This window comes from Kitasatospora sp. NPDC127111, assembly GCF_042677465.1.
Lineage (GTDB): Bacteria > Actinomycetota > Actinomycetes > Streptomycetales > Streptomycetaceae > Kitasatospora.
In genome coordinates, this window is the sequence record NZ_JBHXTG010000007.1 from 13,756 (window position 1) to 40,465 (window position 26,710).

A 26,710-nucleotide genomic window follows, 5' to 3' on the forward strand; every position below is an offset into this window, starting at 1 on the left:
CTCCCTGGGGGTTCCTTCTCAGGTTCCGGCATACTAATTTGTTGAGAGCCCTGACAAACACCCCCTCCGCACTCTGCCCCGGAGCCGCGCCATGTCCAGCGACCCGCTCGTCCCCACCCCGGCACACAAGTTCACCTTCGGCCTGTGGACCGTCGGCTGGCAGGGGCGCGACCCCTTCGGCGACGCGACCCGCCCCGCCCTCGACCCGGTCGAGACCGTGCAGCGGCTGGCCGAACTCGGCGCCTACGGCGTCACCTTCCACGACGACGACCTGATCCCCTTCGGCGCGGGCGACGCGACGCGCGAGGAGACCGTCAAGCGCTTCCGCGCCGCGCTGGACGCCACCGGGCTGAAGGTCCCGATGGCGACCACCAACCTGTTCACCCACCCCGTCTTCAAGGACGGCGCCTTCACCGCCAACGACCGCGACGTGCGGCGCTACGCGCTGCGCAAGACGATCCGCAACATCGACCTGGCCGTGGAGCTCGGCGCCTCGGTCTACGTCGCCTGGGGCGGTCGCGAGGGCGCGGAGTCCGGCGCGGCCAAGGACGTGCGCACCGCGCTGGACCGGCTGAAGGAGGCCTTCGACCTGCTGGGCGAGTACGTCGACCAGCAGGGCTACGACCTGCGGTTCGCGATCGAGCCCAAGCCCAACGAGCCGCGCGGCGACATCCTGCTGCCCACGGTCGGCCACGCGCTGGCGTTCATCAACGCGCTGGAGCGTCCCGAGCGGGTCGGCCTCAACCCGGAGGTCGGGCACGAGCAGATGGCCGGGCTCAACTTCCCGCACGGCATCGCCCAGGCCCTGTGGCACGACAAGCTGTTCCACATCGACCTCAACGGCCAGTCCGGCATCAAGTACGACCAGGACCTGCGCTTCGGCGCGGGAGACCTGCGGCAGGCCTTCTGGCTGGTCGACCTGCTGGAGTCGGCCGGCTACGACGGCCCGCGCCACTTCGACTTCAAGCCGCCGCGCACCGAGGACTTCGACGGCGTCTGGGCCTCGGCGGCCGCCTGCATGCGCAACTACCTGCTGCTGGCGGACTCCTCCCGCGCCTTCCGGGCCGATCCGGAGGTCCAGGCCGCCCTCGCCGCCTCCCGGCTGCCCGAACTCGCCCTCCCCACGGCCGAGGACGGCCTGACCGGGCTGCTGGCGGACCGCTCCGCCTTCGAGGAGTTCGACGTCGACGCGGCCGCCGGGCGCGGCATGGCCTTCGAGCAGCTGGACCAGCTGGCCCTCGAACACCTCCTCGGCGCCCGCTGAACCGGCCCTCGAACACCTCCACGGCAACCGCCGAACCGACCACGGAAGCCGGGTCGCGCGAACGCGCGGCCCGGCTCGCGGCGCTCACCCGGTTCCCGTTCCCGGCGGGCCGGAGCCGGGCCGTCAGCCGGGAGGACGGCACCGAGGCGCGCTGCCCGGCGGCCGAGTGACTCCGCCGCCCGCGCTCCGACCCGGAGCGCGCCCCGGCACGGCCCGGGCGGGCCGTGCCGGGGCGGCGCGGTGCGCTACCGACGGCGGGCGGTGATCAGGCGCTGCAGGACGATGAAGACGAACAGCAGCGCCCCGATCACGATCCTGGTCCACCACGAGCTGAGGGTGCCCTGGAAGCTGATGATGGTCTGGATCAGGCCCAGCACCAGCACGCCCAGCAAGGTGCCCAGCAGGTAGCCGGAGCCGCCGGTGAGCAGGGTGCCGCCGATCACCACGGCGGCGATCGCGTCCAGTTCCAGGCCGACCGCGTGCAGGCCGTAGCCGGAGAGCATGTAGAAGGTCAGCAACACGCCGCCGAGGGCGGAGCAGAAGCCGCTGATCGCGTACACGGTGGTCTTGGTCCGCCCCACCGGCAGGCCCATCAGCAGGGCGGACTGCTCGCTGCCGCCCAGCGCGTACACGTTCCGTCCGAGCCGGGTGTAGTGCAGCACGACGAACCCGACCACCAGCACCAGCAACGCGATCAGCACGCTCGGCGAGACGAACAGGTCGCCGAGCGGGATCCGGGTCTGGGCCATCGCGGTGTACGACGGGTCGGTGATGGAGATCGACTCGACGCTGATCGTGTAGCACAGGCCCCGGGCCAGGAACATGCCCGCCAGCGTCACGATGAACGGCTGGATCTCGAAGGTGTGGATCACCCACCCCATCACCCAGCCGCCGGCCGTGCCCATCAGCAGCACGAGCGGGATGACCACCAGCGGCGGCCAGCCGTGCCGCTCCACCAGCCAGGCGGAGACCATGGTGGACAGCGCCACCACCGCGCCGACCGACAGGTCGATGCCGCCGGTCAGCACGACGAAGGTCATGCCGACCGCGACCACGAGCAGGAAGGCGTTGTCGATCAGCAGGTTGAGCAGCACCTGCCCGGAGAAGAATCCGTCGTACTGTGCCGACCCGACGGTGAACATCGACACCAGCAGGACGGAGGTGACCAGCATCGGAACCTGTCCGCGCACTCTGGTCATCAGGGTGTTGACGTTCACGCGCCGACCTCCCGGTTGGTGGTGGCGGCAGGACCCGGCCGGAGACCGCTCCGGCGCCCGGCGTCGCGCCGGGCCAGCTTGGCACGGAAGTTCGGCGACTGGATCAGGCAGACGGTGATCACCACGAAGGCCTTGAAGACCAGCGTGGTCTCCGGCGGGATGCCGATGGTGTAGACGGTGGTGGAGAGGGTCTGGATGATCAGCGCGCCGAGGACCGTGCCGCCGATCGAGAACCGACCGCCGTTGAGCGACGTCCCGCCGATCACCACCGCGAGGATGGCGTCGAGTTCGATCCACAGACCGGCGTTGTTGCCGTCCGCCGCCGAGACGTTGGAGGAGACCATCAGCCCGGCGACCCCCGCGCACAGCGCGCTGAACACGTACACCAGGCCGACCAGGCGCGTCGCCCGGATGCCGACCAGCCGGCTGGCCACCGGGTTGCCGCCGACCGACTCCAGCAGGAGACCGAGCGCGGTGGACCGGGTGAGCAGCGCGGTGAGCAGCGCGACGAGTCCGCTGAGCAGGATCGCGAACGGCATGGCCAGCCAGTAGCCGCCGCCGATCAGCTTGTACGGCTCGCTGGTGATCGTGATGATCTGACCGTCGGTGATCAGCTGGGCGACGCCGCGTCCGGCGACCATCAGGATCAGGGTGGCGATGATCGGCTGTACCCCGACCCGGGCCACCAGGACGCCGTTCGCGAGGCCCAGCAGCACCGCCGTGCCGAGCGCGATGCCGACCGCGCCGAGCACCGTGCCGGCACTCGCCGGGTCGGCGGCCTGGCTGATGTGCAGACAGGCCAGCGCACCCGCGATGGCGACGGTGGATCCGACCGAGAGGTCGATGCCGCCGGTGGCGATCACCAGGGTCATGCCGAGCGACACCAGGATCAGCGGAGCGCCGAAGTGCAGGATGTCGACCGTGCTGCCGTAGAGGTGCCCGTCCTTGAGGTGGACGGCGAAGAAGTCGGGGGTGAAGGCGAGGTTGGCGAGCAGCAGCACGGCCAGCACCGCGGCCGGCCAGAACAGCCGGTACCGGGTCACCGCCCTGGCCCGGGGAGTGATCGGCGCCGTGGTCATCGTTCCGCTCCGTTCGCGATGGCGGCCAGGACGCGCTCCGGGGTGAGCTCGCCGTCGTTGCGCAGGTGGGCGACCATCCGGCGGTCGCGCAGCACGCCGACCCGGTGGCTGAGCCGCAGCACCTCCTCCAGTTCGGCGGAGATGAACAGCACGGCCATGCCCTTCTCGGCGAGGTCCGCGACCAACTTCTGGATCTCGGCCTTGGCGCCGATGTCGATGCCCCGGGTGGGCTCGTCCAGGATCAGCAGCTTGGGGTCGGTGATCAGCCAGCGGGCCAACAGCACCTTCTGCTGGTTCCCGCCGCTGAGGTTGCGGACCAGCGCTTCCGGGTCGCCCGGGCGGATGTCCAGGGCACGGACCCAGCGCGCCGCCAGCGTGTCCTGCACGGTGCGCGACAGCGGACGGGCCCAGCCGCGGGCCGCCTGCAGCGCCAGCACGATGTTCTCCCGGACGGTCAGCTCGCCGACCAGACCCTCGGTCTTGCGGTTCTCCGAGCAGAACGCGATGCCGTGACCGATCGCGTCGCGCGGGCTGCGCAGTCCGGTCTCGGTGCCGTTGATCCGCACGGTGCCGCGGTCCTTGTGGTCGGCGCCGAACAGCAGCCGGGCGGCCTCGGTCCGGCCGGAGCCCAACAGGCCCGCGAGGCCGACCACTTCACCGGGAGCGATCGCGAGGTCGTACGGTTCGACCCCGCCCTGCCGGGCCAGGCCCTCGGCCTGCAGGAAGGGCCGGTCGGTGGCCGGTGCCGAGCGCTCGTGCCGTGTGCCGCCCGCGAGTTGGTCGAGTCCGGCGAGTTCGGAGCCGATCATCCGGGAGACCAGCTCGACCTGGTCGAGCTCACTGGTCAGGTACTCGCCCTCCAACCGGCCGTTGCGCAGGACGGTCATCCGGTCGCAGATCTCGTAGATCTGGTCGAGGAAGTGCGAGACGAACAGGATGGCGACCCCCTGGTCGCGCAACCGTCGCATCACGGTGAAGAGCTGGCGCACCTCGTCACGGTCCAGGCTGGAGGTCGGCTCGTCCAGGATCAGCACCTTGGCCGAGACGTCCACGGCGCGGACGATGGCGACCAGTTGCTGGACGGCGATGGAGTAGCTGCCCAGCGGCGCGCTGACGTCGATGTCGAGCTCCAGCGTGCGGACCAGCTCGGCGGCCCGGCGGCGCGCTTCGGCCCAGTCGATCAGGCCCAGGCGCCGCGGTTCGCGGCCGATGAAGATGTTCTCCGCGACCGACAGGTTCGGGCAGAGGTTCACCTCCTGGTAGACGGTGCTGATGCCCGCCTGCTGGGCCTGCAGCGGACCGGCGATCCGCACCCGCCGGCCGGCCAGCACCACCTCGCCGCCGTCCGCCGGGTGCACCCCGGTCAGCACTTTGATCAGCGTGGACTTGCCGGCGCCGTTCTCCCCCATCAGAGCGTGCACCTCGCCGGGGAAGAGTCGGAAGCCGACCCCGTCCAGCGCCACCACCCCGGGGAACTCCTTACGGATCCCCCGCACTTCCAGGACCGGTTGCTGACGCACCCCGGTTCTCCTCTCCTCATGCGACCCGGCCCGCCGGGGAGCGGTCCGCCGATCGCTCCCCGGGCGGGCGGGCCCGTTCAGTACTGGCGGGTCGGCAGCGCCGCGGCGGCCTGGTCCTGGGTGAAGACGCTCTCCTGCGTCTTGATCCGCTTGGGCACCTGCTCGCCGGCCTTGACCTTCTTCGCCAGGTCCATCAGCTGGTCGCCGAGGAGCGGGTTGCACTCCACATCGACGTTGATCTTGCCCTGGCTCATCGCGGTGAAGGCGTCCTTGACGCCGTCCACCGAGATGATCTTTATGTCGGTGCCCGGCTTCTTGCCGGCCTCCTCGATGGCCTGGATCGCGCCCAGCGCCATGTCGTCGTTGTGCGCGTACAACACGTCGATCTTCGATTGGGCCTTCAGGAAGGCCTGCATGACCTCCTTGCCCTTCGCGCGGGTGAAGTCACCGGTCTGCGAGGCCACCACCTTGAACTTCGCGTCCGCCTTGATCACGTCACCGAAGCCCGACTTGCGGTCGTTGGCCGGCGCCGAACCGGTGGTGCCCTGCAACTCGACGATGTTCACCTCGTCGGACTTGCCCTGGTACTCCTTCACCAGCCACTCGCCGGCCTTCTTGCCCTCCTCGACGAAGTCCGAGCCCAGGAAGGAGACGTAGAGCGAGTCGTCCTTGGAGTCCACCGCGCGGTCGGTGAGGATCACCGGGATCTTGGCGTCCTTCGCCTCCTTCAGCACGGTGTCCCAGCCCGACTCCACCACCGGCGAGAAGGCGATGACGTCCACCTTCTGCTGGATGAACGAGCGGATCGCCTTGATCTGGTTCTCCTGCTTCTGCTGGGCGTCGGAGAACTTCAGCTCGATGCCCGCCTTCTTCGCGGACTCCTGGACCGACTTCGTGTTCGCGGTGCGCCAGCCGCTCTCCGCACCGACCTGCGAGAAGCCCACGACGAGCTTGTGGCCGGCCCCCTTGTCGGCCGAGCCCCCACCTCCGCCGGAACCGCACGCGGTGAGGACGGTGACCATCGCACCGGCGACCAGGGCCGCCGCAGCTCTCTTGGACATGGTGGGACTTCCTCTCGGGATCGTCGATCGCGCGAACGGCACCGACTACGTGAACGTCAGGTATCGACGCCGTTTCGCTCGAGACCGATTGTTAACGCTAACAATTGACACCGGCAAGGCCCCCGAGCCGCGTTACCCAATCTTGACCAGCCCGCCGGCCGTGCCCGGTGGTGCCGTCAGTCCAGCTGCTTCACAAGCCAGTTGATGCCAGCGTTGACAGCTCGTCGCGCCCCGGCCAACACTGTCGCCATCGACATGACCTCGGCTCCGGCTCCGCACCCCGCGCGTCGATCAGCATGGCCGGCACACCGCTGGGTACGTTCCCGGTGCCACGGGTGTTCGTCGCACGCCGGCGGATCGCCGGCGGAATCGCGCAGGGAGCAGTCAAGGAATGACGGACGACTACGTCGAGGACCACTCCCCGGGCCGCGGGGCCCTGGCACCGCGCACCTGGTACGCCTCATCGGACGCCTCGTCCCTGTCGCTGAACGGCAGTTGGCGCCTTCGCGTGTCGCCGACGGCCGACGCCGAGGACGCGTCCTTCGCCGAGCCCGGATTCGACGCCCGTGGCTGGCCCGAGGTGACCGTCCCCGGGCATTGGGTGCTGCAGGGCGACGGCGCGTTCGGCCGGCCCGCGTACACGAACCACCAGTACCCGTTCCCCGTCGACCCGCCGCGCGTGCCGACGGAGAACCCGACCGGCGACCACCTGCACGTCTTCGACCTGCCCGTGGAATGGCCGACCGACGGCGACGCGGTGCTGCGCTTCGACGGTGTCGAGTCCTGCGCCCGCGTCTGGTTGAACGGCACGGACGTCGGCGAGTTCAAGGGCTCGCGCGTGCCGCACGAGTTCGCCGTCGGGCACCTGCTCGAACGGAGTGGCAACGTGCTCGCCGTCCGCGTCCACCAGTGGTCGGCGGGCTCCTACCTGGAGGACCAGGACCAGTGGTGGCTACCGGGCATCTTCCGTGACGTCACCCTGCTGCACCGCCCGGAAGGCAGCGCGCGCGACTTCTTCGTGCACGCCTCCTACGACCACGCCACCGGTGACGGCACCCTGCGCGTCGACTCCGACGTCGACGGGCGGGTGCTCGTGCCCGCCCTGGGCATCGACATCGTCACGGGGGACACGGCCACGGTGCCGGTCCGCCCCTGGTCGGCCGAGCTCCCGACGCTGTACGACGGCGAGCTGGTCACCGGGGGCGAGCGCGTGCGGCTGCGGATCGGCTTCCGGACGGTGGAGCTGGCGGACGGCCTCATCAAGGTCAACGGCCGGGCGGTGCTCTTCAAGGGCGTCAACCGCCACGAGTGGCACCCCGAAACGGGCCGCGCCCTCGACCTGGAGACCATGCGCCAGGACGTGCTGCTGATGAAGCGTCACAACGTCAACGCCGTCCGCACCTCGCACTACCCGCCGCACCCCTGCTTCCTCGACCTGTGCGACGAGTACGGCCTGTGGGTCATCGACGAGTGCGACCTGGAGACCCACGGCTTCGTCGAGCAGGCCTGGCGCGACAACCCCGCCGACGACGACCGCTGGACCCCGGCCCTGCTCGACCGCGCCGCCCGCATGGTCGAACGGGACAAGAACCACCCGTCGGTCATCATCTGGTCGCTGGGCAACGAGGCCGGCACCGGACGCGGCCTGACCGCGATGGCCACCTGGATCCGCGGCCGGGACTCCTCCCGCCTCGTGCACTACGAGGGCGACGGGACCTGCCGCGACACCGACGTGTACTCGCGGATGTACGCCGCCCACGCCGAGGTCGAGCGGATCGGCAAGCAGCTCGACGGCGGTCCCCACAAGCGCCGCGAACTCCCCTTCATCCTCTGCGAGTACGCCCATGCCATGGGCAACGGACCCGGCGGACTCGCCGACTACCAGCGCCTCTTCGAGGCCCACCCCAGGCTGCAGGGCGGCTTCGTGTGGGAGTGGATCGACCACGGCATCAAGCATCCCGAGCTGGGTTTCGCCTACGGTGGCGACTTCGGCGAGGAACTGCACGACGGCCACTTCGTCTGCGACGGCCTGGTCTTCCCGGACCGGCGCCCCTCCCCGGGGCTGCTGGAGTACAAGAAGGTCATCGAGCCCGTCCGCATCCAGGGCGACGGCACGGACGGCACCGTACGGATCACCAACGCGTACGACTTCGCCGACCTGTCCGCGCTGACCTTCGAGTGGTCCTACCAGGTGGAGGGTGAGACGGTCGCGTCGGGCCCGTTGTCCGTGCCGGCGCTCACGCCCGGCGAGTCCGTCGGCGTGAAGCTTCCCGTGCCGCCCCCGGGTCACGACTCCGGCGAGACGCAGTGGACGGTCCGCGCGGTGCTGGCCGCCGACACCCCGTGGGCGCCCCGGGGCCACGAGGTCGCGTGGAGCCAGTTCCCCGTGGCCGCACGAGCGCTGCCGGTCGTCCGCGCCACCTCCGGGCCCGTCACGCGCGACGGCGTGATCACGCTCGGCCCGGCCCGCTTCGACACCCGCACGGGTGGGCTCACGGCCGTCGGCGCCGTCGAGGTCAGCGGTCTGCGGCTGGACGTGTGGCGGGCGACCACCGACAACGACGAGGGCACGGACTGGAACACCGGCACGTGCCAGGCCGCACAGTGGCGCGCGTACGGGCTGCACCGCATGCGGCACCGGCTGGATGCCGTGGAGCTCGGCGGGGACGCGCTGACCGTACGGACCCGAGTGGCTGCCGCCGCGCGGGAGTTCGGCCTCGCCACGGTGTACCGCTGGATCTCCGACGGCGACCGGCTGCGACTGACCGTGTCCGTGACACCCGACGGCGAGTGGCCGGTGCCGCTCCCCCGTCTGGGCGTGCGGTTCGCCCTCACCCGCGCCGACGACGTGCGGTGGTTCGGCGGCGGCCCCGGTGAGGCGTACCCGGACACCAAGTCAGCCTCCAGGACCGGCCGCCACGAGTCCACCGTCGACGGAATGCAGACGCCGTACGTGCGCCCGCAGGAGAACGGCGTGCGGACCGACGTCCGCTGGGCCGAGATCGGCGGCCTGCGCGTCGAGGGCGACCCCGCGTTCCACCTGACCGCCCGCCGCTGGACCACCGAGCAACTCCACGCGGCCACCCATCTCACCGGCCTCACCCCCGGCGACACCGTGTGGGTCAACCTCGACCACGCCCTGCACGGCATCGGCAGCACTTCCTGCGGCCCTGGTCCGCTGCCGCAGTACCACCTGCGGGCCGAACCGGCCGAGTTCTCCTTCGTCTTCTCCCGGAGCCGCCACCGTGCCGCGGCCGAGCAGCTCGTCGACCCGTGAGGGGCAGGCCGCCTCGGTCAGCCCGACGCGCCGGTGACGCCCGGCTGCGAGGCGCGCCGCAAAAGCGCGGCGACCGGGCGCGGGTGTCCTCCGGACGGGCTGTGGACCGCCGGCGACGCGGCCCGTCCAGGTGCCGCCCGCGAGGATCCCGGCCAGGTCGCCCGCGCACGGGATGAGGGACCCCGGCCGCCGCACGGCCGGGGTCCCTCAAGGCGTTGAGCGCCGGCTCCCAGGTGGGCCGGGCGGGTCAGCGCTGGAGGGTGAGCACGCCCGGCCGGTACGGCAGTTGCAGGTAGGACGTGCCGTCCGAGGAGGGCGACCTGCCCTGGTAGAGGAACTGCAGGTTGCAGGGGTCGATGGTCATCGTCTGGTCGGGGTTCTCGCGGACCAGGTCACCGTGGCTGATGTCGTTGGTCCAGGTGACACCGCTGTTGGCCTGGCTCGCGAAGGAGTTGCTCGCGGTGGCGGCCTGCGGGGTCCAGGAGCCGTTCAGGCTGGTGGCGGTGAACGAGCGGAAGTAGCGGTGCTCGTTCGCGTCCCGAGCCTCGACGATCATGAGGTACTGGTTCTGGCCCTGGACCTTGTAGACCTGGGGCGCCTCGAACAGGTTCTGCACCGTGTCGCTCATGACGGTGGTGTACGAGGAGCCGAAGCTGCCCGGGAAGTTCCCGATCGGCATGCTCGCCCGGTAGATGCTGCCGTTGTCACCGGCGAAGAACAGGTACATGTTCTGGTCGTCGGCGATCAGGGTCGGGTCGATCGCTCCCCCGGTGGGGAGGCTGCCGGTGAACAGCGGCTGCGGCGCGGACCAGCCGGTGGGGTTGGTGGGGTCGCTGGACGTGCGGTAGGTGAAGGGCCAGGCCGTCCCCCAGCCCAGTGAGGCCAGCACCCAGGTGTTCTTGGGCGCGAAGTAGAACAGGGTGGGCGCCACCGCGGACGAGGGCATGGCGGTCTGGGTGGCCGAGGCCATGTCCGACCAGTTCGCGAAGGGAGCGAATCCCATCGACTTCCACGACGATCCGTCGGAGTAGGTCGCGTAGACCAGGTGCTTGCCGTTGTAGACCACGTCGGTGAAGTCCTTCAGCGACGCCCAGCCGTTCGCCGGCTGCGCCAGCGGACCGGTCGAGGTCCACCGGTACGTCGACGGGAGGGCACACGTGGTGCCCGTCCCGGACAGGCCGGTCCACTGCTGGTTGCCGGCGCGGCTGCAGTTCCAGAGCTGCACCGCCGTCCCGTTGGCCGTACCGCCGCCGCTGACGTCCAGGCACAGCCCGGACTCCACCCCGACGACCGAGCCGTCGGAGTTCACCCGCCACTGTTGGTTCGCACCGCCGTGACAGGTCCAGATCTCCACCCGGGTGCCGGCCGTGGTGGCGTGGCCCGGAACGTCCAGGCACTTGTTGCCGTACACCGTCAGCTGGTTGCCGGACGTCAACGTCCACTGCTGGTTGGTCCCGCCCGAGCAGTCCCAGATCTGCAGGAACGTTCCGTCGGTCTGGCTGGCGTTCGGCACGTCGAGACACCGGCCGGAACCCACACCACGCAGGGCGCCGCTGGTGGCCGCGTGAGCCGGTCCTGCGACGAGCATCGTCGCCAACGCCGCCACGGCCGCGACCACGGCGGTGAGCACGGCGGACAGGGGCGTGCGGTGGGAACTTCGTCGGCGCATGGGGATCTCCTATCTGTAGGGCTGGAGCTGTCACACGGTCTGGTCGCCGGTGGGCACGTGCGTTACCTGACGGCGCGCCAAGGGGGTGGGATCGGCCGGCGAGGAGGCCTCATCTCGGCCCGTCGGACGTCAGAAGCCCGTACGGGTGGTCTCCCGGCAGGGGCGAGGGAGCCGGCGGAGGGGTACACCCCCGACCGGCCGTGCGCGAAGGTGCTGCCGGCAACCGAGCCGGCGAGGGCGGAGTGCGGCTCCGCGATAATGTTAGCGTTAACAATGCAGGGTCGAAGTGAGCCCTCCTGGGGAGGCGGATGAGATCTTGAAGGTGAGCGGAGTCAATACCCGTCCACCTGGGCCCGTCAAGATGCCTGCAAGGACTTTCCCGGTGCCAGCGGCTACAGTGCCGTGAAGGTCCACAGCAGGTTGGAGCTGCCGTTGTAGGTCCACTGTTTGGCGACGGAGCCGGAGGCGACGCTGCCGCCGCCGTCGAGGACCAGACCGGTGGTGCGGTTGGCGATCGAGTACGCGTTCCCGCTCCGGGGGGTGATCTTCCACTGCTGGTTGGTGCCGCCGTTCCACGGGGCCTGCCGGGCCGCGGAGCCGTCCGCAGTGGCGCCCCAGCCGTCGGCGACCATGCCGTTGGTGCGGTTGACCAGCTTGTAGTAGCCGCCGCCCACGTCGACCGCCTGCCACTGGAGGTTGGTGCTGCCGTCCCAGGTCCACTGCTTGAGGTTGGAGCCGGAGTCGACCTTGCCGCCGCCGTCCAGGGCGAGGCCGTCGGTGACGTTGGTGAGCCGGAAGTACGTCGACGGGTTGAACTGGACCTTCAACGAGGTGATCCGGTCGTTGTTGCCGGTGGCCCTGAGGTCGGGGGTGTCGGCGGTGAAGGTCCAGGCGGTGCCGGTGAAGTCGTCCCCGGAGTAGCCGATGACCTGGAAGCCGGGGGACGTGCGGATGGAGGAGATGGCGGCCGCACCGACACCGGCCGCGGTCAGGTCGGCCGCGGTGTACTCGCCCACGGTCAGCGCCGCGGAGGCGCCGGTGTAGTCGACGTCCTTGAAGGCGACGGCGCCGGCCGGCGGCAGCAGGGCCGGGATGCCGCCCGAGAAGGAGAGTTTCAGGACGTACGCGTTGGCGCCGTACGGCGCGGAGGACGGCAGGGTCACCGTGAGGCCGGAGGAGCTCTGCACCGGTGCGGGCAGGTCGATGGTGGTTCCGGCGGTGGAGCCCAGCAGCTTCACCGAGGTCAGCGACGAGAGGCTGATCCGGTCCGAGCTGAGGGTCCTGATGGTGAGTGAACTGCCGGGCCAGCCCAGGACGGTGGCGTACAGGACGTTGCCGGCCTTGTTGCGGGTGAAGCGGATGTCCTGGGGAGTGCCGGCCGTCGGGTTGGTGAAGGAGCCACCGCCCATCTTCGTCGGGCCCTCGCCGTAGACCGTCCAGGCGCGGGTCGCGTAGATCGACTCGCCGAAGCGCTTCAGGTGGTCGCCGATGCCGAGCAGGACGTCCTTCTGCGCCTGGGGGATGGTACCGTCGGCCATCGGCGCGATGTTCAGCAGGACGTTGCCGTTCTTGCTGACCCGGTCGATGAACGAGTGCAGCATCTGCTGGATGCCGTAGTAGCCGATGCCCTGCGTGTAGCACCAGCTGCTGCTGGAGATGCTGTCGTCGGTCAGCCAGTACGGCGTGGTGAGGTCCGCGGGGCCGCCGCGCTCGTAGTCGAAGATCTCGCCCTTGTTGGTGAGGCCGTCCTTGTAGGTGGCGACGACCTCGCGGCCCCACGAGTTGGCCTGGTTGTAGTAGTAGGACAGGAAGTTGAGGCGCTGCGTCTCGTCGACCACGTTCAGATCGAAGTCCTGCCAGAGGATGTCCGGCTGGGCGCGGTCGATCACCTCCTTCAGCTTGTCGTACCAGAGCTGGTTCTCCTGCGACCTGTCCAGCTGCCCGTAGAGCTTCTTGAGGCTCGGGTCCGACTGCGCGGGGGCGCTCTCGTAGAAGCCGTTGAAGTTGAACGCGTGGTGCATGGCCACCAGCAGCTTGAGGTTCTTGGCGCGGATCGCCGTGGCGAACAGCTGCAGCAGGTTCAGCTTCGGGCCCTTCGCGACCGAGTTCCACTCGTTGACCTGGCTGTCCCACATGGAGAAGCCGTCGTGGTGCTCCGCGACCGGTCCGGCGTACTTGGCGCCGGCGTCGACGAACAGCTGCGCCCACTCGTCGGGGTCGAAGTTCCCGCCCGCCGACTTCAGCTTCGGCGCGAATTGCACTAGGTTGCCCGCGAGGTCCTTCGCCCCGTTGATGAAGTTGTGGTAGGGCCAGGCCGACGGCTGACCGTAGGTCGCGATGTGGTGCTGGTTGGCCGCGCTGCCGGCCTTGTACATGTTCCGCGGGTACCACTCGCTCTGGTACGCGGGAACGCTGAACACCCCCCAATGGAAGTAGATCCCGAACTTCGCGTCCTGGAACCACTCCGGAGCCGCCGGGTGCTGGTCGACCGAGTTCCAGTCGGGCGTGTAGGCATTCGGTGCCGCCTGTGCGACGCCGGCCACGAGGCCACTGCCGGCGATGGCGGCCGCGGCCACACCGGCGGCCGCGGAGAGGAACTGACGTCGATTCAGTGAACTCGCCATGAGGACATCCCTGGGCTGGGGGCGGAAGGGGCAGGCCGGACCAAGGGAACGTACGACGCGCACTCCCCTGGAGCGCCGGAGGTTACGCATGAAGTTCGTCCATGTAACGCCCTGATGTCAACGGGTGTGCAGGGATGAAAACGATCCCCGGCTCGCGGTTTTGTCCGGCTCTGAGCGATTTGATCCTCTTCTTCATGCGCCAGACATGGAATGTTTCGCACTGCGCAGCGGACACTCCGCCACAGGGAGCCCCCAGGCAGGCCGGCGGCACCCCAGTCGCGCCCATTGATGGGATCTCTTCACCTCGTCGACCCACCACGGATCCATCGGGCAGGCGCAACTTCTCGTAATTCTGCTCGACTTCTAGACACCACCCCCAGTCGCCGCCTATACATACATCCCATCTCTCCGGTGCCGGCAGCACACGGCAGCTGCCGCCCGGCACAACCTCTCTCCCGCTCTGGGACCAGCGTGAGGACGTACTGATGAGACTCAGAACCGCACTCCGCTCCACCGCCTCGGCCCTGGCCGCCCTGGCGCTGCTCAGTGCCTGCGGCAGCGGCACGGGCGCCTCGTCCGCGTCGGGCGACGCGCCGCTGGTCGGTGTCGACTACCCGCGTTCCGACACCGACTTCTGGAACTCGTACATCACGTACACGCCCGGGTACGCCGGACAGCTGGGCCTGTCGCTGAAGACGACGAACTCGCAGAACGACGTGGCCAAGCTGACCGCCAACGCGCAGACCTTCATCAGCCAGGGGGTGAAGGGAATCGCGATGGCGCCGCAGGACACCGCCGCCGTCGCGCCGACGCTGGCGCAGCTGGAGGCGAAGAAGATCCCCGTCGTCACCATCGACACCCGCCCCGACAGCGGCAAGGTGTTCATGGTGGTGCGGGCCGACAACCGCGCCTACGGCGAGAAGGCCTGTCAGTTCCTCGGCACGAAGCTGAAGGGCGAGGGCAAGGTCGTCATGCTGGAGGGTGGCCTGGACTCCATCAACGGCCGGGACCGCACCGAGGCGTTCAACGACTGCATGAAGAGGAGCTATCCCGGCATCAAGGTGTTCGGTGAGGCCACCAACTGGGACGGCGCGGTCGCCGCGCAGAAGCTCCAGACCGACCTCACCGCCAATCCGGACATCAAGGGCGTCTACATGCAGTCCAGCTTCGCCCTGGCCGGGACCCTTCAGGTCCTCAAGCAGAAGGGCCTGCTGGCCGACCCGTCGGACGAGAAGCACGTCTTCGTCGTGTCCAACGACGGCATCCCCGAGGAGCTCAAGTCGATCGCGGCGGGCAAGATCGACGCCACCGTCTCCCAGCCGGCCGACCTCTACGCCAAGTACGCGCTGCACTACCTGAAGGCCGCCATCGACGGGAAGACCTTCCAGCCGGGCAAGACCGACCACGACAGCACCATCATCCAGGTCCGGCCGGGGCTGCTCGAGGACCAGCTCTCCGCTCCCCTGGTCACCCTCGACGGCGGCACCTACGGCGGTGTTCCCAGCGTCAAGAGCGACGACCCCTCCCTGTGGGGCAACAACCACGGCTGACCCGCCTGGTCAGGACCCAACGGCTCACGAGTGCAAGGCGGTTGCGATGAGCGACGGACAGCGAGCGGTCAGCCCCGCGCCCGCCCCGGCGGGCGGTGGACGGTCCCAGGCGGGCCCACCCGTCGTCGAGGCGACGGGCATAGTCAAGCGATTCGGTCCGACGGTGGCCCTCGACGGCGCCCGGATCACCATCAGGGCCGGCGAGACCCACGCGCTCGTCGGCCGCAACGGGGCCGGCAAGTCGACACTCGTGTCGGTCCTCACCGGCCTGCAGGCCCCCGACGAGGGAACGGTCGCCTTCGGCGGCAGCCCCGCGCCGCGGCTGGCGGACCGCGACGCCTGGCGACGGCGGGTGGCCTGCGTGTACCAGAAGTCCACCATCATCCCCACCCTGACCGTCGCCGAGAACCTCTTCCTCAACCGCCACGACCACGGGCGTCGCCGGCTCATCAGCTGGCAGGCAGTGCGCCGGAGGGCGAAGGACCTGCTGTCGACCTGGTCGGTGGACGTGGACCCGCAGACCCCGGCCGGCGAGCTGAACGTGGAACAGCGGCAGTTCGTGGAGATCGCCCGGGCACTGTCGTTCGGCGCCCGGTTCATCATCCTGGACGAGCCGACCGCCCAGCTCGACGGCGCGGCCATCAGCCGTCTCTTCGACCGGATCCGCGACTTGCAGCGCCAGGGCGTGACCTTCCTGTTCATCAGTCACCACCTCCAGGAGGTCTACGACATCTGCGACATGGTGACGGTGTTCCGCGACGCACGGCACGTCGTGACCGCGCCGGTCACGGAACTCCCCCGCACCGAACTGGTCGCGGCGATGACCGGCGAGGCGGCGGGCGCCCGGCCGGAGGCGCGGTCGAGCAGCCTCGACCGCACCGGCGTGCCGGCCCTGTCCGTGCGGGCGCTGGGCAGTGGCGCTTCCTACGGTGATGTCACCTTCGAGGTGGGCGCCGGGGAGATCGTCGGACTCGCGGGTGCCGCCGGCAGCGGTCGTACCGAGGTCGCCGAGACCGTCGTGGGGCTGCGGACGGCCCAGGCCGGAGAGGTGGCGATCGCCGGGCGGCGGCCGCGGCCCGGCAGCGTTCCCGCCGCGCTCGCCGCGGGTGCCGGGTTCGTCCCGCGGGATCGGCACCACCAGGGATTCGTGCCCGACATGTCGATCGCCGACAACGCCACGCTGTCCGTGCCGCACAGGCTCGGCCGGCACGGATTCCTCAGCCGCGAACGGCGGGACCGGCTCGCCGGCGACATGATCGAGAAGCTCGCGATCAAGACGCCCGGCCCCGGGCTGCCCGTCTCCGCGCTCTCGGGCGGCAACCAGCAGAAGGTCGTCATGGCCCGGGCACTGGCGGACGACCCCCGCCTGCTGGTGCTGATCAACCCGACCGCGGGCGTGGACGTGCGCTCCAAGGAGTTCCTCCTCCACAAGGTCGAGGAGACGGCGCGGACCGGCACGGGAGTGCTCATCGCCTCCGACGAACTCGACGACCTCCGCATGTGCGACCGGGTCCTGGTGATGTTCCAGGGCCGGGTGACCTCAGAGATGGCCCGCGGCTGGCACGACCACGAGCTCGTGGCCGCGATGGAAGGAGTGGACCTCGATGCCTGAAACCGTCCTTGCGGACGCGGCCGCCGAGGCCGTGGAACCCAGGCCCCCGCGCACGGCCCTGCTCGGCGGCCGGATACCCCTGGCCCGACTGCGCGACCTCGCCCTCGTCCCCGCGATCGTCGTCATCGCGGTCGTCGGACAGATCGTCAACCCCGTCTTCCTCCAGGCCGACAACCTCGTCAACGTGCTGCAGACCATGTCCGAGATGGCCCTGCTGGTCCTCGCCCAGACGATGATCCTGATCGTCAAGAAGATGGACCTGTCCCTGGAGTCGACCATGGGCCTCGCACCCGGCGTCGCGGCCTGGCTGGTCGTCCCGGCCGGCGCGGGGCACGGGCTCGGCCTCCTTCCCGGTGGCTGGGCGGTTCCCGTCACCCTGGCCGTCGGCGTACTCGTCGGCGTGATCAACTCCCTGCTGATCATCCGCTTCGGCCTCAACGGCTTCATCGTCACCCTCGGCATGCTCATCGTCCTGCGCGGCATCCTCACCGGCGTCTCCGGCGGCCAGACCTTCTTCCAGCTGCCGGAGTCGATGCTCTACCTCGGCACCGCCGAGTGGTTCGGGATGCCCGCCTCCATCTGGACCTGCCTGGCCCTGTTCGCGATCGCGATCGTGGTTCTCGGCTGGACCAGCTTCGGCCGCTCCCTCTACGCCGTCGGCGGCAACGTCGACGCCTCGAAGGCGGCCGGCATCCGTACCGACCGGGTGCTGTGGATCGTGATCGTCAGCGGCAGCGCACTCGCCGCCCTGGCCGGGCTGATGCTGTCCGGACGCCTGGCCTCGGTCGCCTCCGCCCAGGGCAACGGCTACATCTTCACCGTCTTCGCCGCCGCCGTCATCGGCGGAATCAGCCTCAACGGCGGCAAGGGCACGATGTTCGGCGCGTTCTGCGGCATCCTGCTGCTCTTCATGATCCAGAACGTGCTCACGCTGGCGGGCGTCCCCGCCCAGTGGATCGGCGCCCTCAACGGCCTGATCATCCTGGTCGCCCTCGCCATCTCCCGCATCACCGGCGGCAAGGTCCAGGAGTGACCCGGGCGGCCGTCGTCGGCCGACCGCCCGCCCGCCCGCTGCCAGCCCGCCCGACCGCCCGCTGCCCGCTGCCCGCTGCCCGCCCGCTGCCCGCCCGCCGTCACGTTCATGCCCCCTCGACAGGGGCGAACCCCTCGCCCCTCCTAGGAGTTGCCGCCATGCCCCCGTCCGCCCGCATCACCGCCCTGGACGTCCTGGACGTCCGCTTCCCCACCTCCGAGCATCTGGACGGCTCGGACGCGATGAACCCCGAGCCCGACTACTCCGCCGCCTACGTGGTGCTGCGCACCGACGCCGGCGACGGCCTGGAAGGCCACGCTCTCGCCTTCACCACCGGACGCGGCAACGACGTCCAGGCCGCCGCCATCGCGGCCCTCGCCCCGTACGTGGTCGGCCGGTCCGTCGAGGAGGTCTGCGCCGACCTCGGGACGTTCGCCCGGACCCTCGTCCATGACCCCCAACTGCGGTGGCTCGGACCGGAGAAGGGCGCCATCCACATGGCCACCGGAGCCGTCGTCAACGCGGCCTGGGACCTCGCCGCCAAGCGCGCCGGCGAGCCCGTCTGGCGCTTCCTCGCCGCGATGTCCCCCGAGGACCTGGTCGCCCAGGTCGACTTCCGGTGGCTCAGCGACGCCCTCACCCCCGAGGAGGCGCTCGGGATCCTCCGTCGCGCCGAGCCCGGCCGTCAGGAGCGCATCGCCCGCCTGCTGGAGAGCGGCTACCCCGCCTACACCACCACCCCCGGCTGGCTCGGCTACTCCGACGAGAAACTGACCCGCCTCGCCCACGAGGCCGTCGCCGACGGCTTCACCCAGATCAAGCTGAAGGTCGGCGCGGACCTGGAGGACGACGTACGGCGCATGCGCGTCGCCCGGGACGCGGTCGGCCCGGACGTCCGCATCGCCGTCGACGCCAACCAGCGATGGGACGTGGCACCCGCGATCGACTGGATGCGCGCCCTCGCCCCCTACGACCCGTACTGGATCGAGGAGCCCACCTCCCCCGACGACATCCTCGGCCACGCCGCCGTCCGCGAGGCTCTCGGCCCCATCAAGGTCGCCACCGGCGAGCACGTCGCGAACCGGGTGGTCTTCAAGCAGCTGCTGCAGGCCAGCGCGGTGGACATCGTGCAGATCGACTCCGCCCGGGTCGGCGGAGTCAACGAGAACCTCGCCATCCTCCTGCTGGCCGCGAAGTTCGGGGTTCCGGTCTGCCCGCACGCCGGGGGTGTGGGGCTGTGCGAGATGGTCCAGCACCTGTCGATGTTCGACTACGTGGCCGTCTCCGGCACCACCGAGGACCGGGTCATCGAGTACGTCGACCACCTGCACGAACACTTCGTCGACCCGGTCCGCGTTTCCGACGGCCGCTATCTCGCGCCGACCCTGCCCGGGCTGAGCGCACAGATGCACCCGGGCTCGCTCAAGGAGTACGCCTACCCCGACGGCCCGGTCTGGGCGGCCCGTGTCTGACGCCCCGGCCCTCGTCGACGCGCACCACCACGGGCGGGCCCCGGACCTCCGCCCCCAGCACCGGCTGGACGAGCCCGGCCACGGACCCCGGTGGGCCGCCGCCGTCGAAGGGCTCCTGGCCGGCTGCTCCACCGCCGAGACCGAGGCGGTCCTCGCCGGTACCGCCACCGCGTTCCACCGCCTCGACCCCGCTCACAGGAAGGAGGGCACCTCGTGCTGCTGACCGAACTGCTGCACCCGGGCATCCTCGAGGCCCTGGCGGGTGCCGGGCACGGGGCGCAGGTCCTGCTCGCCGACGGCCACTATCCCGCGAGTACGGCCACCGGCCCGCGGACCAGGACAGTCCATCTCAACCTGGCGCCGGGCCTGCTGGACGTCACCACCGTGCTCGACGTGCTGCTGCGGGCCCTGCCCGTCGAGGCGGCGCACGTGATGGTGCCGCCCGAGGGCGAGCCGGAGCCGCCGGCCATCGCCGAGTACCGCTCGATGCTGGCGCCCGTCCCCGTCGAGACGCTCGGCCGCTTCGAGTTCTACGACGCCGCTCGCTCACCCGACCTGGCCCTCGCCGTCGTCACCGCCGACACCCGCACCTACGCCAACCTGCTGCTGACCATCGGCGTCCGCGCTGAAAGGACCCTGAGCACACGATGACGCTTGCTGTTCGTTACACGGCCGCTCGTACGCTGGTCACGGCGGTGGTCGAGCCGGTCGAGCCCGGTCCTGGTGAGGTGTTGCTGGCTCCCGCGTACGTGGGGATCTGTGGCACCGATCTGCACGTCTTCCACGGCGACATGGATGCCCGGGTCGTCGCGCCGGCCGTTCTGGGGCACGAGATGTCCGGCCGTGTGGTGCGGGTCGGCGCGGGGGTGGAGGGTTGGCGGGCCGGGGACGCGGTCACGGTGATGCCGTTGCGCTGGGACTCCACGTGTGCGGCCTGCCTGAGTGGCTACCGGCACGTGTGTCGGAACCTGGACTTCATGGGCATCGACTCGCCCGGGGCGATGCAGCGGCGCTGGACGGTCCCGGCCGCCACGCTGGTCCGGCTGCCGGGGTCGCTCGCGCTGGACCGGGCGGCGCTGGTGGAGCCCACCGCGGTGGCCGTGCACGACGTCGGGCGGGCCGAGGTGCGGGCCGGGGAGTGGGTCGTGGTCGTGGGCGGCGGCCCGGTCGGGGTCCTGATCGCGCTGGTGGCGCGGGCGGCCGGGGCCGAGGTCCGGGTGGTGGAGCCCAGTGCCCACCGGCGCGAGCTGGCCGGCGAGTTGGGGCTGGTCACGTGGGACCCGGCGGCCGAGGACGTGCCCGAAGCGGTGCGGGGGTGGACCGGGGGCGCGGGCGCGGACGTCGCGTTCGAGGTGTCCGGCGCGGCGGCCGGGGTGGACACCGCGGTGGAGGTGCTGGGAGTGCGCGGCCGGCTGTGCCTGGTGGCGATCCACTCCCGGCCCCGCGAGGTCGACCTGCACCGTTTCTTCTGGCGCGAACTCACCCTGGTGGGCGCCCGGTTGTACGACCGGTCCGACTTCGAGCGGGCGGTGGCGCTGCTCGCCGACGGCACGGTCCCGGCCGAGCGGCTGATCAGCAGGGTCGTGCCGCTCACCGAGGCACCCGCGGCGTTCGAGGCCCTGGAAGGCGGCGGCGACGTGATGAAGATCCTCGTGGACTGCGCGGCTGGCACCCGGGGGGCCGGCGCGTGAGCGGGCGAAGCGAGTTCACCGGCCCGAGCGGCGTCTTCGACCTGACCGGCCGACTGGCCGTCGTCACCGGCGCCCGGCGCGGCATCGGCCGGGCCATGGCCCGCGCGCTCGCCCACGCCGGCGCGGACGTCATCGGCGTCAGCGCCACCCTGGAGGAGAGCGGCAGCGAGGTCGAGCAGGACGTCCTGGCCGCGGGCCGCACCTTCGAGGCGGTCCGCGCCGACTTCGCCGACCCGGACGCGGTCCGCGCCCTGGGCGCCGACCTCGCGGGCCGCGAGCGGCCGGTGGACGTCCTGGTCAACAACGCCGGCACCATCCGGCGCGCCCCGGCCGCCGGACACCCGGACGCTGACTGGAGCCTGGTGCTCCAGGTCAACCTGAGCGCGCAGTTCGCGCTGGCCCGGGCGGTGGGCGCGGCGATGGTCGCCCGCGGCCAGGGGAAGATCATCTTCACGGCGTCGCTGCTCAGCTTCCAGGGCGGCATCACCGTTCCCGGCTACACCGCCGCCAAGCACGGCGTCGCCGGTCTGACCAAGGCCCTGGCCAACGAGTGGGCCGGGCGCGGCGTCAACGTCAACGCCATCGCGCCGGGCTACATCGCCACCGACAACACCGAGGCACTGCGCGCCGATCCGCTGCGCGCCAAGGCGATCCTGGAGCGGATCCCGGCCGGCCGCTGGGGCCGCGCCGAGGACCTCGCCGGCGCCACCGTCTTCCTCGCCTCCGACGCCTCCGCCTACGTCCACGGCACCGTCCTGCCCGTCGACGGCGGATGGCTGAGCCGATGACCGACGACCTGACCGCCGACGACCCCGCGCGAGGCCCCCTCGGCCGGGGTGAACGACGGGAGCTCGGCCGCGTGGTCGGCCGAGACCGGTCACGTCACCGGCCCCGGGACGCCCGGGCTGCACGTCCTGGACCGCATCGGCTCCGGAGACGGCTTCACCGCCGGCCCCGCCGACGGGCCCTCGGCCGCCGGGCCGCACCGCCCACCAGGAGGAGCGCAGTTGACGAATCACACCATGGGACACCAGAAGATCACGAACACCTCCGTCGAGCTCACCGCACTGGGCTTCGGAGCCTCCGTGATGGGCAATCTCCACCGCGTCACCCCACCCGACGACGCCCGTGCCGCGATCGAGGCGGCCTGGGAGGCCGGCATCCGCTACTTCGACACGGCACCGCACTACGGCCTCGGTCTGTCCGAGCGACGTCTGGGAGCCGCCCTGCGGGACCGTCCACGCGACGCGTACGTCGTCTCCTCCAAGGTCGGCCGCCTGCTCGTCCCCAACGAGCGGCCGAACGGGTTCGACGACGAAGGATTCGTGGTGCCGGACGACCTGCGCAGGCAGTGGGACTTCAGCCGTGACGGAGTGCACCGCTCCATCGAGGCGACCTTGGAACGCACCGGTCTGGACCGCCTGGACGTCGTCTACCTGCACGACCCGGACGACCACTGGAGGCAGGCCGCCGAGGAGGCCATGCCGGCCCTGGCGGAGCTGCGCGACCAGGGAGTGATCGGGGCGATCGGCGCGGGCATGAACCAGTCGGCCATGCTCGCGCGCTTCCTCCGCGAGACCGCGGCCGACGTGGTGATGCTCGCGGGGCGCTACACCCTCCTGGACCAGTCCGCCCTCGACGACGTCCTGCCCGCCGCGCGGGCACTCGGCAAGAGCGTGGTGGCCGTCGGTGTGTTCAACTCGGGGCTGCTCTCCCGCGAGCGGCCGGCCGAGGGCATGACGTACGACTACCGGGAGGCTCCCGCGACCGTCGTCACCCGCGCCCGGGCGATCGCCGAGGTCTGCGCGGCGCACGGTACGACGTTGCCCGCGGCAGCGGTCGCCTTCCCGTACGGCCATCCCAGTATCATCAACGTCACCCTCGGCATGCGGACCGCGGAACAGGTCGGACGGAACGTGGAGCTCCATCGCCAGCACGTCCCGGAGGCCCTCTGGGACGATCTCCGCACCCGGGAACTCATCAGGTCGGACGTGCCTGTCGCGAACGGGCCCGGAAGGAGTGCGCGGTGTCTCTGACGGACAAGGCCATCGCGCGGATCCGGGAGCTGATCCGCAGCGGAGCGCTGCCACCGGGCTCGAAGCTCCCGCCGGAGGCCGAGCTGGCCGCCCAGCTCGGCCTCTCCCGCAACCTGGCCCGGGAGGCGGTGAAGGCACTGGCCGTCGCCCGGGTCCTGGAAGTCCGGCGGGGCGACGGCACGTACGTGACCAGCCTGCAGCCGAGCCTGCTCCTGGAGGGGCTCGGCGGCGCGGTGGAGCTGCTGCAGGGCGATTCCGCCGCGGTGCAGGACCTCATCGAGGTACGGCGGCTCCTGGAACCGGCGGCCACCGCGCTGGCCGCCACCCGGATCTCCGACGAGCAGCTGGCCGAGGTGGAACGGCACCTGGAGGCCATGCGCGAGGCCCGTGACGACGTGGAGCGGCTCAACGCCCACGATGCCGCGTTCCACCGCGCCGTCATCGCGGCCACGGGCAACGAGACCCTGGTCACGGTCCTGGAGGGCATCTCCGGGCGGACGCTGCGCGCCCGCACCTGGCGCGGTTTGGTCGACGCCCAGGCCTCGGGCCGGACCATCGCCGAGCACGAGGCGATCTTTCGGGCGCTGTCGATCCGCGACGCCTCCCTCAGCCAGGCCGCCGCGTTGATGCACGTCAGCAACACCGCGCTGTGGCTGGGCGAGCACCTGCGTTCGGGAGAAGCCCTCCCGTGGACGTGAGGGCCGAGCGGCGACAGGCGCAGCGCCGTCACTGACGGGCGGACCGGACGGCCCGTCACGCTCATCGGCACCGCGGCGTCGCGACAGACCGTCAGCAACGGCCGAAGACGCGCGGTGGAGGTGAACCGGCCGGCGATCGGACATGGGACGCGTGCGGGCCGCCGTGGAGCGGATGCATGCCCCGGTCCTCCTGACGGTGCCGCCTGGTGAGCAGCCCGCAGATCCGGCCCCGCCATCATCACGACTCCTGAGCCTGTTCCCGGCCGTGGGATGTTCAGCGCGAGGGCGAACGTGCTATCTCTTGGAGGGTGCACTCCGTCGGGCGGGGGCGCGGAGCCAACCCGCCGACGAAGGGAGCCCGAACCGGCGAACGCGGCGGACCAGGGCATTTGTGAGCGCTAACCGAACTCCTGACGGAACCGAACGGGCCCGTGGCCGGACGGATCCGGCCGTTCCCCCGGCGGACGGGAACGCTTCCGCGCCGGGCACGGCTCGTTGGCCGCCGCGGTGACCGCACGGCCCCGGGTCCCACGACTACCGTGCTGCCGAGGCTGCGGCGGCCGCACCCGTCGGGCACTGGACCAGGACCACTCCCCGAACGAGGACGAAATGACTGAGGCGAATCTCGTCGTGCTGTCGGCCGGTGACGCGGCCCTCGCGCTCGACGCCACCGGACCCGAGATGCCCCGGGTGCTGCACTGGGGCGTCGATCCCGGCTTCCGCGCCGGCGACGCCGCGCAGGTGCTGGACGCCATGGGCCGGACCTCGCGCCACCAGGCCGGGAGTCTGATGCCCTCCCAGGGACAGGGCTGGGGCTGGTTCGGACGCCCGACCCTCGCCGGGCACCGCGACGGCCGGGTCCGCCCGACGCGCTTCGAGCTCGCCGAACCGGCCGCCGTGCGCGCCCAGGACGGCCGGGGCGGCACCGTCCGCGTGCGGGCGCTGGACCCGGGCGCGGCGCTCGCGCTCGACACCGAGCTGCAGATGACGGAACAGGGCGTGGTGCGGCTGCGCCACACCCTGACCAACACGGCGGCGGACCCCTACACCCTGGACGTGCTGGCGTGCGTGCTGCCGGTCCCCGCCCACGCCGCGGAACTGCTGGACTTCGCCGGCCGCTGGGCCCGTGAGCGCTCCCCGCAGCGCTCCCCGCTGCGGCAGGGCGTCTGGTCGAGGGAGAACCGGCGCGGCCGCACGGGCTTCGACGCCGGGCTGCTGCTCGCCGGCAGCGAGGGCTTCGGCTTCCGGCACGGCGAGGTCTGGGGCGTGCACCCCGCCTGGAGCGGCAACCACGTCCAGTACGCGGAACGGCTGGCCGACGGGACGACGGTCCTCGGCGGCGGCGAACTGCTGGACGCGGGTGAGATCCGGCTGGCGGAGGGCGAGTCCTATCGGACCCCGTGGGTGTACTTCGCGACCTCCGCCACGGGTCTGGACGGAATCAGCCGAGGATTCCACGACCTGCTCCGGGCCCGGCCGAAGCACCCGGCCACCGCCCGGCCGGTCACCATGAACATCTGGGAGGCGGTCTACTTCGACCACGACCCCGGACGGGTACGCGCCCTCGCGAACACCGCGGCGGCGGTCGGCGTGGAACGGTTCGTCGTGGACGACGGCTGGTTCCGGCACCGCCGCCACGACCGGGCCGGCCTCGGCGACTGGTACGTCGACGAGAAGGTGTGGCCCGACGGACTCCGCCCGCTCGCCGACCACGTCCACGGGCTCGGCATGCAGTTCGGCCTCTGGTTCGAGCCCGAGATGGTCAACCCCGACTCCGACCTGGCCCGCGCCCACCCCGACTGGTTCCTCGCCGACCCCGACCGCCTCCCGTTCGAGCAGCGCGGCCAGCACGTCCTGGACGTCGCGCACCCCGACGCCCACGCCTACCTGCTGGAGCGGATCAGCACCCTCGTCGGGGACGTGGGCCTCGACTACATCAAGTGGGACCACAACCGCGACCTCGCCGACGCCGTCCACGACGGCCGACCCGGCGTGCACGCGCAGACCACCGCCGTCTACCGGCTCCTGGACGAACTGCGCGGCCGCCACCCCGGGCTGGAGATCGAGTCCTGCTCCTCCGGCGGGGCCCGCGCCGACCTCGGCATCCTCGAACGCACCGACCGGATCTGGGGATCGGACAACATCGACCCGGTCGAACGCCAGGCGATCCAGCGCTGGACCGGCCTGCTCCTGCCCCCCGAGCTGATCGGCTCCCACATCGGCTCCGCCCCCGCCCACATCAGCCACCGCGACACCGCGCTCGCCTTCCGCTGCGCCACCGCCCTGTTCGGACACGCCGGCATCGAATCCGACATCTCGAACTGGTCGCAGGACGACCTCACCGCGCTGACCGCGTGGGTCAGCGCCTACAAGCAGCTGCGCCCGCTGCTCCACGGCGGCGACGTCGTCCGCGCCGACCACCCCGACCCGGCCGCGTGGGTCCACGGCGTCGTCTCACGGGACCGGGCCCACGCCGTCTTCGCCTACGTCCAGCTGGAGACCTCCGTCGCCGAGAACGGCGCGCCCGTACGCCTCCCGGGTCTGGACCCCGAGACCCACTACGTCCTGCGGGTGCGCCCCGAACTCTCCTCCCCCGAGCACACCTGGCCCGCCTGGGCGCGACGGGCGGGCGCACTCACCCTGACCGGCCGGTACCTGGCCCGGGTCGGCCTGGCCGCCCCGGGCCTGGCCAACCGACCCGGCCAGGCATGGGTGGTCGAGGCACAGGCGCAGGCGCAGCCGTCGGCCTCGCGGGAGTGACGCCGCGGCCCCCGTCCTCCGAGGCCGTCCGCCGCGGCGGACTGGACTAGACCTTCTGGCGGGGAACCGGCGGAGCGCGCGGCGCTCGCCGGCTCCCCGTCCTGGTCGTCCTGGTCGTCCTGGTCGTCCTGGTCGTCCTGGTCGTCC

At 71.2% G+C, this 26,710-nt stretch carries 19 protein-coding genes; 13 read left to right on the forward strand and 6 right to left on the reverse strand.

Features of this window, described 5'->3' with window-relative positions:
• The first annotated feature begins 91 nt into the window (after positions 1–91).
• Positions 92–1,264, forward strand: coding sequence for a xylose isomerase (gene xylA / locus ACFVHB_RS06705; RefSeq protein ID WP_380316156.1), 1,173 nt, complete (start codon positions 92–94; stop codon positions 1,262–1,264).
• Between the two features lie 245 nt (positions 1,265–1,509).
• Here the strand turns inward: xylA and yjfF are convergent, their stop codons facing one another.
• The 4 genes from yjfF to ACFVHB_RS06725 form a co-directional block, all read right to left on the reverse strand.
• Complete coding sequence (gene yjfF / locus ACFVHB_RS06710) at positions 1,510–2,463, reverse strand: galactofuranose ABC transporter, permease protein YjfF (protein ID WP_380316508.1); 954 nt, start codon at positions 2,461–2,463, stop codon at positions 1,510–1,512.
• A gap of 14 nt (positions 2,464–2,477) precedes the next feature.
• Complete coding sequence (locus tag ACFVHB_RS06715) at positions 2,478–3,560, reverse strand: ABC transporter permease (protein WP_380316159.1); 1,083 nt, start codon at positions 3,558–3,560, stop codon at positions 2,478–2,480.
• Positions 3,557–5,080 (reverse strand): sugar ABC transporter ATP-binding protein, encoded by a 1,524-nt coding sequence (locus ACFVHB_RS06720; protein ID WP_380316162.1) that lies wholly within the window; start codon positions 5,078–5,080, stop codon positions 3,557–3,559. The genes ACFVHB_RS06715 and ACFVHB_RS06720 overlap by 4 nt, the downstream gene beginning before the upstream one ends.
• Positions 5,081–5,157: 77 nt before the next feature.
• Positions 5,158–6,141: an ABC transporter substrate-binding protein gene (locus ACFVHB_RS06725; RefSeq protein ID WP_380316165.1), complete on the reverse strand. Its 984-nt coding sequence runs from the start codon at positions 6,139–6,141 to the stop codon at positions 5,158–5,160.
• Between the two features lie 391 nt (positions 6,142–6,532).
• Here ACFVHB_RS06725 and ACFVHB_RS06730 point away from each other — a divergent pair, with 391 nt between their 5' ends.
• The gene (locus ACFVHB_RS06730) at positions 6,533–9,418 is read left to right on the forward strand and encodes a glycoside hydrolase family 2 TIM barrel-domain containing protein (RefSeq protein ID WP_380316168.1); all 2,886 of its coding nucleotides are present in this window, start codon (positions 6,533–6,535) and stop codon (positions 9,416–9,418) included.
• 247 nt (positions 9,419–9,665) lie between these two features.
• Here the strand turns inward: ACFVHB_RS06730 and ACFVHB_RS06735 are convergent, their stop codons facing one another.
• Positions 9,666–11,087, reverse strand: a complete 1,422-nt coding sequence (locus ACFVHB_RS06735) for a non-reducing end alpha-L-arabinofuranosidase family hydrolase (RefSeq protein WP_380316171.1) — start codon at positions 11,085–11,087, stop codon at positions 9,666–9,668.
• Between the two features lie 392 nt (positions 11,088–11,479).
• Complete coding sequence (locus tag ACFVHB_RS06740) at positions 11,480–13,711, reverse strand: alpha-L-fucosidase (RefSeq protein WP_380316174.1); 2,232 nt, start codon at positions 13,709–13,711, stop codon at positions 11,480–11,482.
• A gap of 485 nt (positions 13,712–14,196) precedes the next feature.
• Between ACFVHB_RS06740 and ACFVHB_RS06745 the strand changes: the two genes are divergently transcribed.
• From ACFVHB_RS06745 to ACFVHB_RS06795, 11 genes are all read left to right on the forward strand, one after another.
• Positions 14,197–15,261, forward strand: a complete 1,065-nt coding sequence (locus ACFVHB_RS06745; protein WP_380316177.1) for a sugar ABC transporter substrate-binding protein — start codon at positions 14,197–14,199, stop codon at positions 15,259–15,261.
• Between the two features lie 46 nt (positions 15,262–15,307).
• A complete protein-coding gene (locus ACFVHB_RS06750) occupies positions 15,308–16,873 on the forward strand; it encodes a sugar ABC transporter ATP-binding protein (RefSeq protein ID WP_380316180.1) in 1,566 nt (521 codons plus the stop codon).
• Positions 16,866–17,906: an ABC transporter permease gene (locus ACFVHB_RS06755; RefSeq protein ID WP_380316183.1), complete on the forward strand. Its 1,041-nt coding sequence runs from the start codon at positions 16,866–16,868 to the stop codon at positions 17,904–17,906. Before ACFVHB_RS06750 ends, ACFVHB_RS06755 begins: the two co-directional genes overlap by 8 nt.
• Before the next feature lie 158 nt (positions 17,907–18,064).
• On the forward strand, positions 18,065–19,378 hold the full coding sequence (locus ACFVHB_RS06760) for an L-fuconate dehydratase (RefSeq protein WP_380316186.1): 1,314 nt from the start codon (positions 18,065–18,067) through the stop codon (positions 19,376–19,378).
• Positions 19,371–19,601 carry a hypothetical protein gene (locus tag ACFVHB_RS06765; RefSeq protein WP_380316189.1) on the forward strand — a complete coding sequence of 77 codons (231 nt, stop codon included), beginning with the start codon at positions 19,371–19,373 and terminating at the stop codon, positions 19,599–19,601. The genes ACFVHB_RS06760 and ACFVHB_RS06765 overlap by 8 nt, the downstream gene beginning before the upstream one ends.
• Positions 19,592–20,029, forward strand: a complete 438-nt coding sequence (locus tag ACFVHB_RS06770; protein ID WP_380316192.1) for an RbsD/FucU domain-containing protein — start codon at positions 19,592–19,594, stop codon at positions 20,027–20,029. Before ACFVHB_RS06765 ends, ACFVHB_RS06770 begins: the two co-directional genes overlap by 10 nt.
• Complete coding sequence (locus tag ACFVHB_RS06775) at positions 20,026–21,069, forward strand: zinc-binding dehydrogenase (RefSeq protein ID WP_380316194.1); 1,044 nt, start codon at positions 20,026–20,028, stop codon at positions 21,067–21,069. Before ACFVHB_RS06770 ends, ACFVHB_RS06775 begins: the two co-directional genes overlap by 4 nt.
• Complete coding sequence (locus ACFVHB_RS06780) at positions 21,066–21,857, forward strand: SDR family oxidoreductase (protein ID WP_380316197.1); 792 nt, start codon at positions 21,066–21,068, stop codon at positions 21,855–21,857. Before ACFVHB_RS06775 ends, ACFVHB_RS06780 begins: the two co-directional genes overlap by 4 nt.
• Before the next feature lie 234 nt (positions 21,858–22,091).
• Positions 22,092–23,105: an aldo/keto reductase gene (locus ACFVHB_RS06785; protein ID WP_380316511.1), complete on the forward strand. Its 1,014-nt coding sequence runs from the start codon at positions 22,092–22,094 to the stop codon at positions 23,103–23,105.
• Positions 23,096–23,803, forward strand: coding sequence for a FadR/GntR family transcriptional regulator (locus tag ACFVHB_RS06790; protein WP_380316200.1), 708 nt, complete (start codon positions 23,096–23,098; stop codon positions 23,801–23,803). Before ACFVHB_RS06785 ends, ACFVHB_RS06790 begins: the two co-directional genes overlap by 10 nt.
• 609 nt (positions 23,804–24,412) lie before the next feature.
• Positions 24,413–26,563, forward strand: a complete 2,151-nt coding sequence (locus ACFVHB_RS06795) for an alpha-galactosidase (RefSeq protein WP_380316203.1) — start codon at positions 24,413–24,415, stop codon at positions 26,561–26,563.
• Positions 26,564–26,710: the final 147 nt, after the last annotated feature.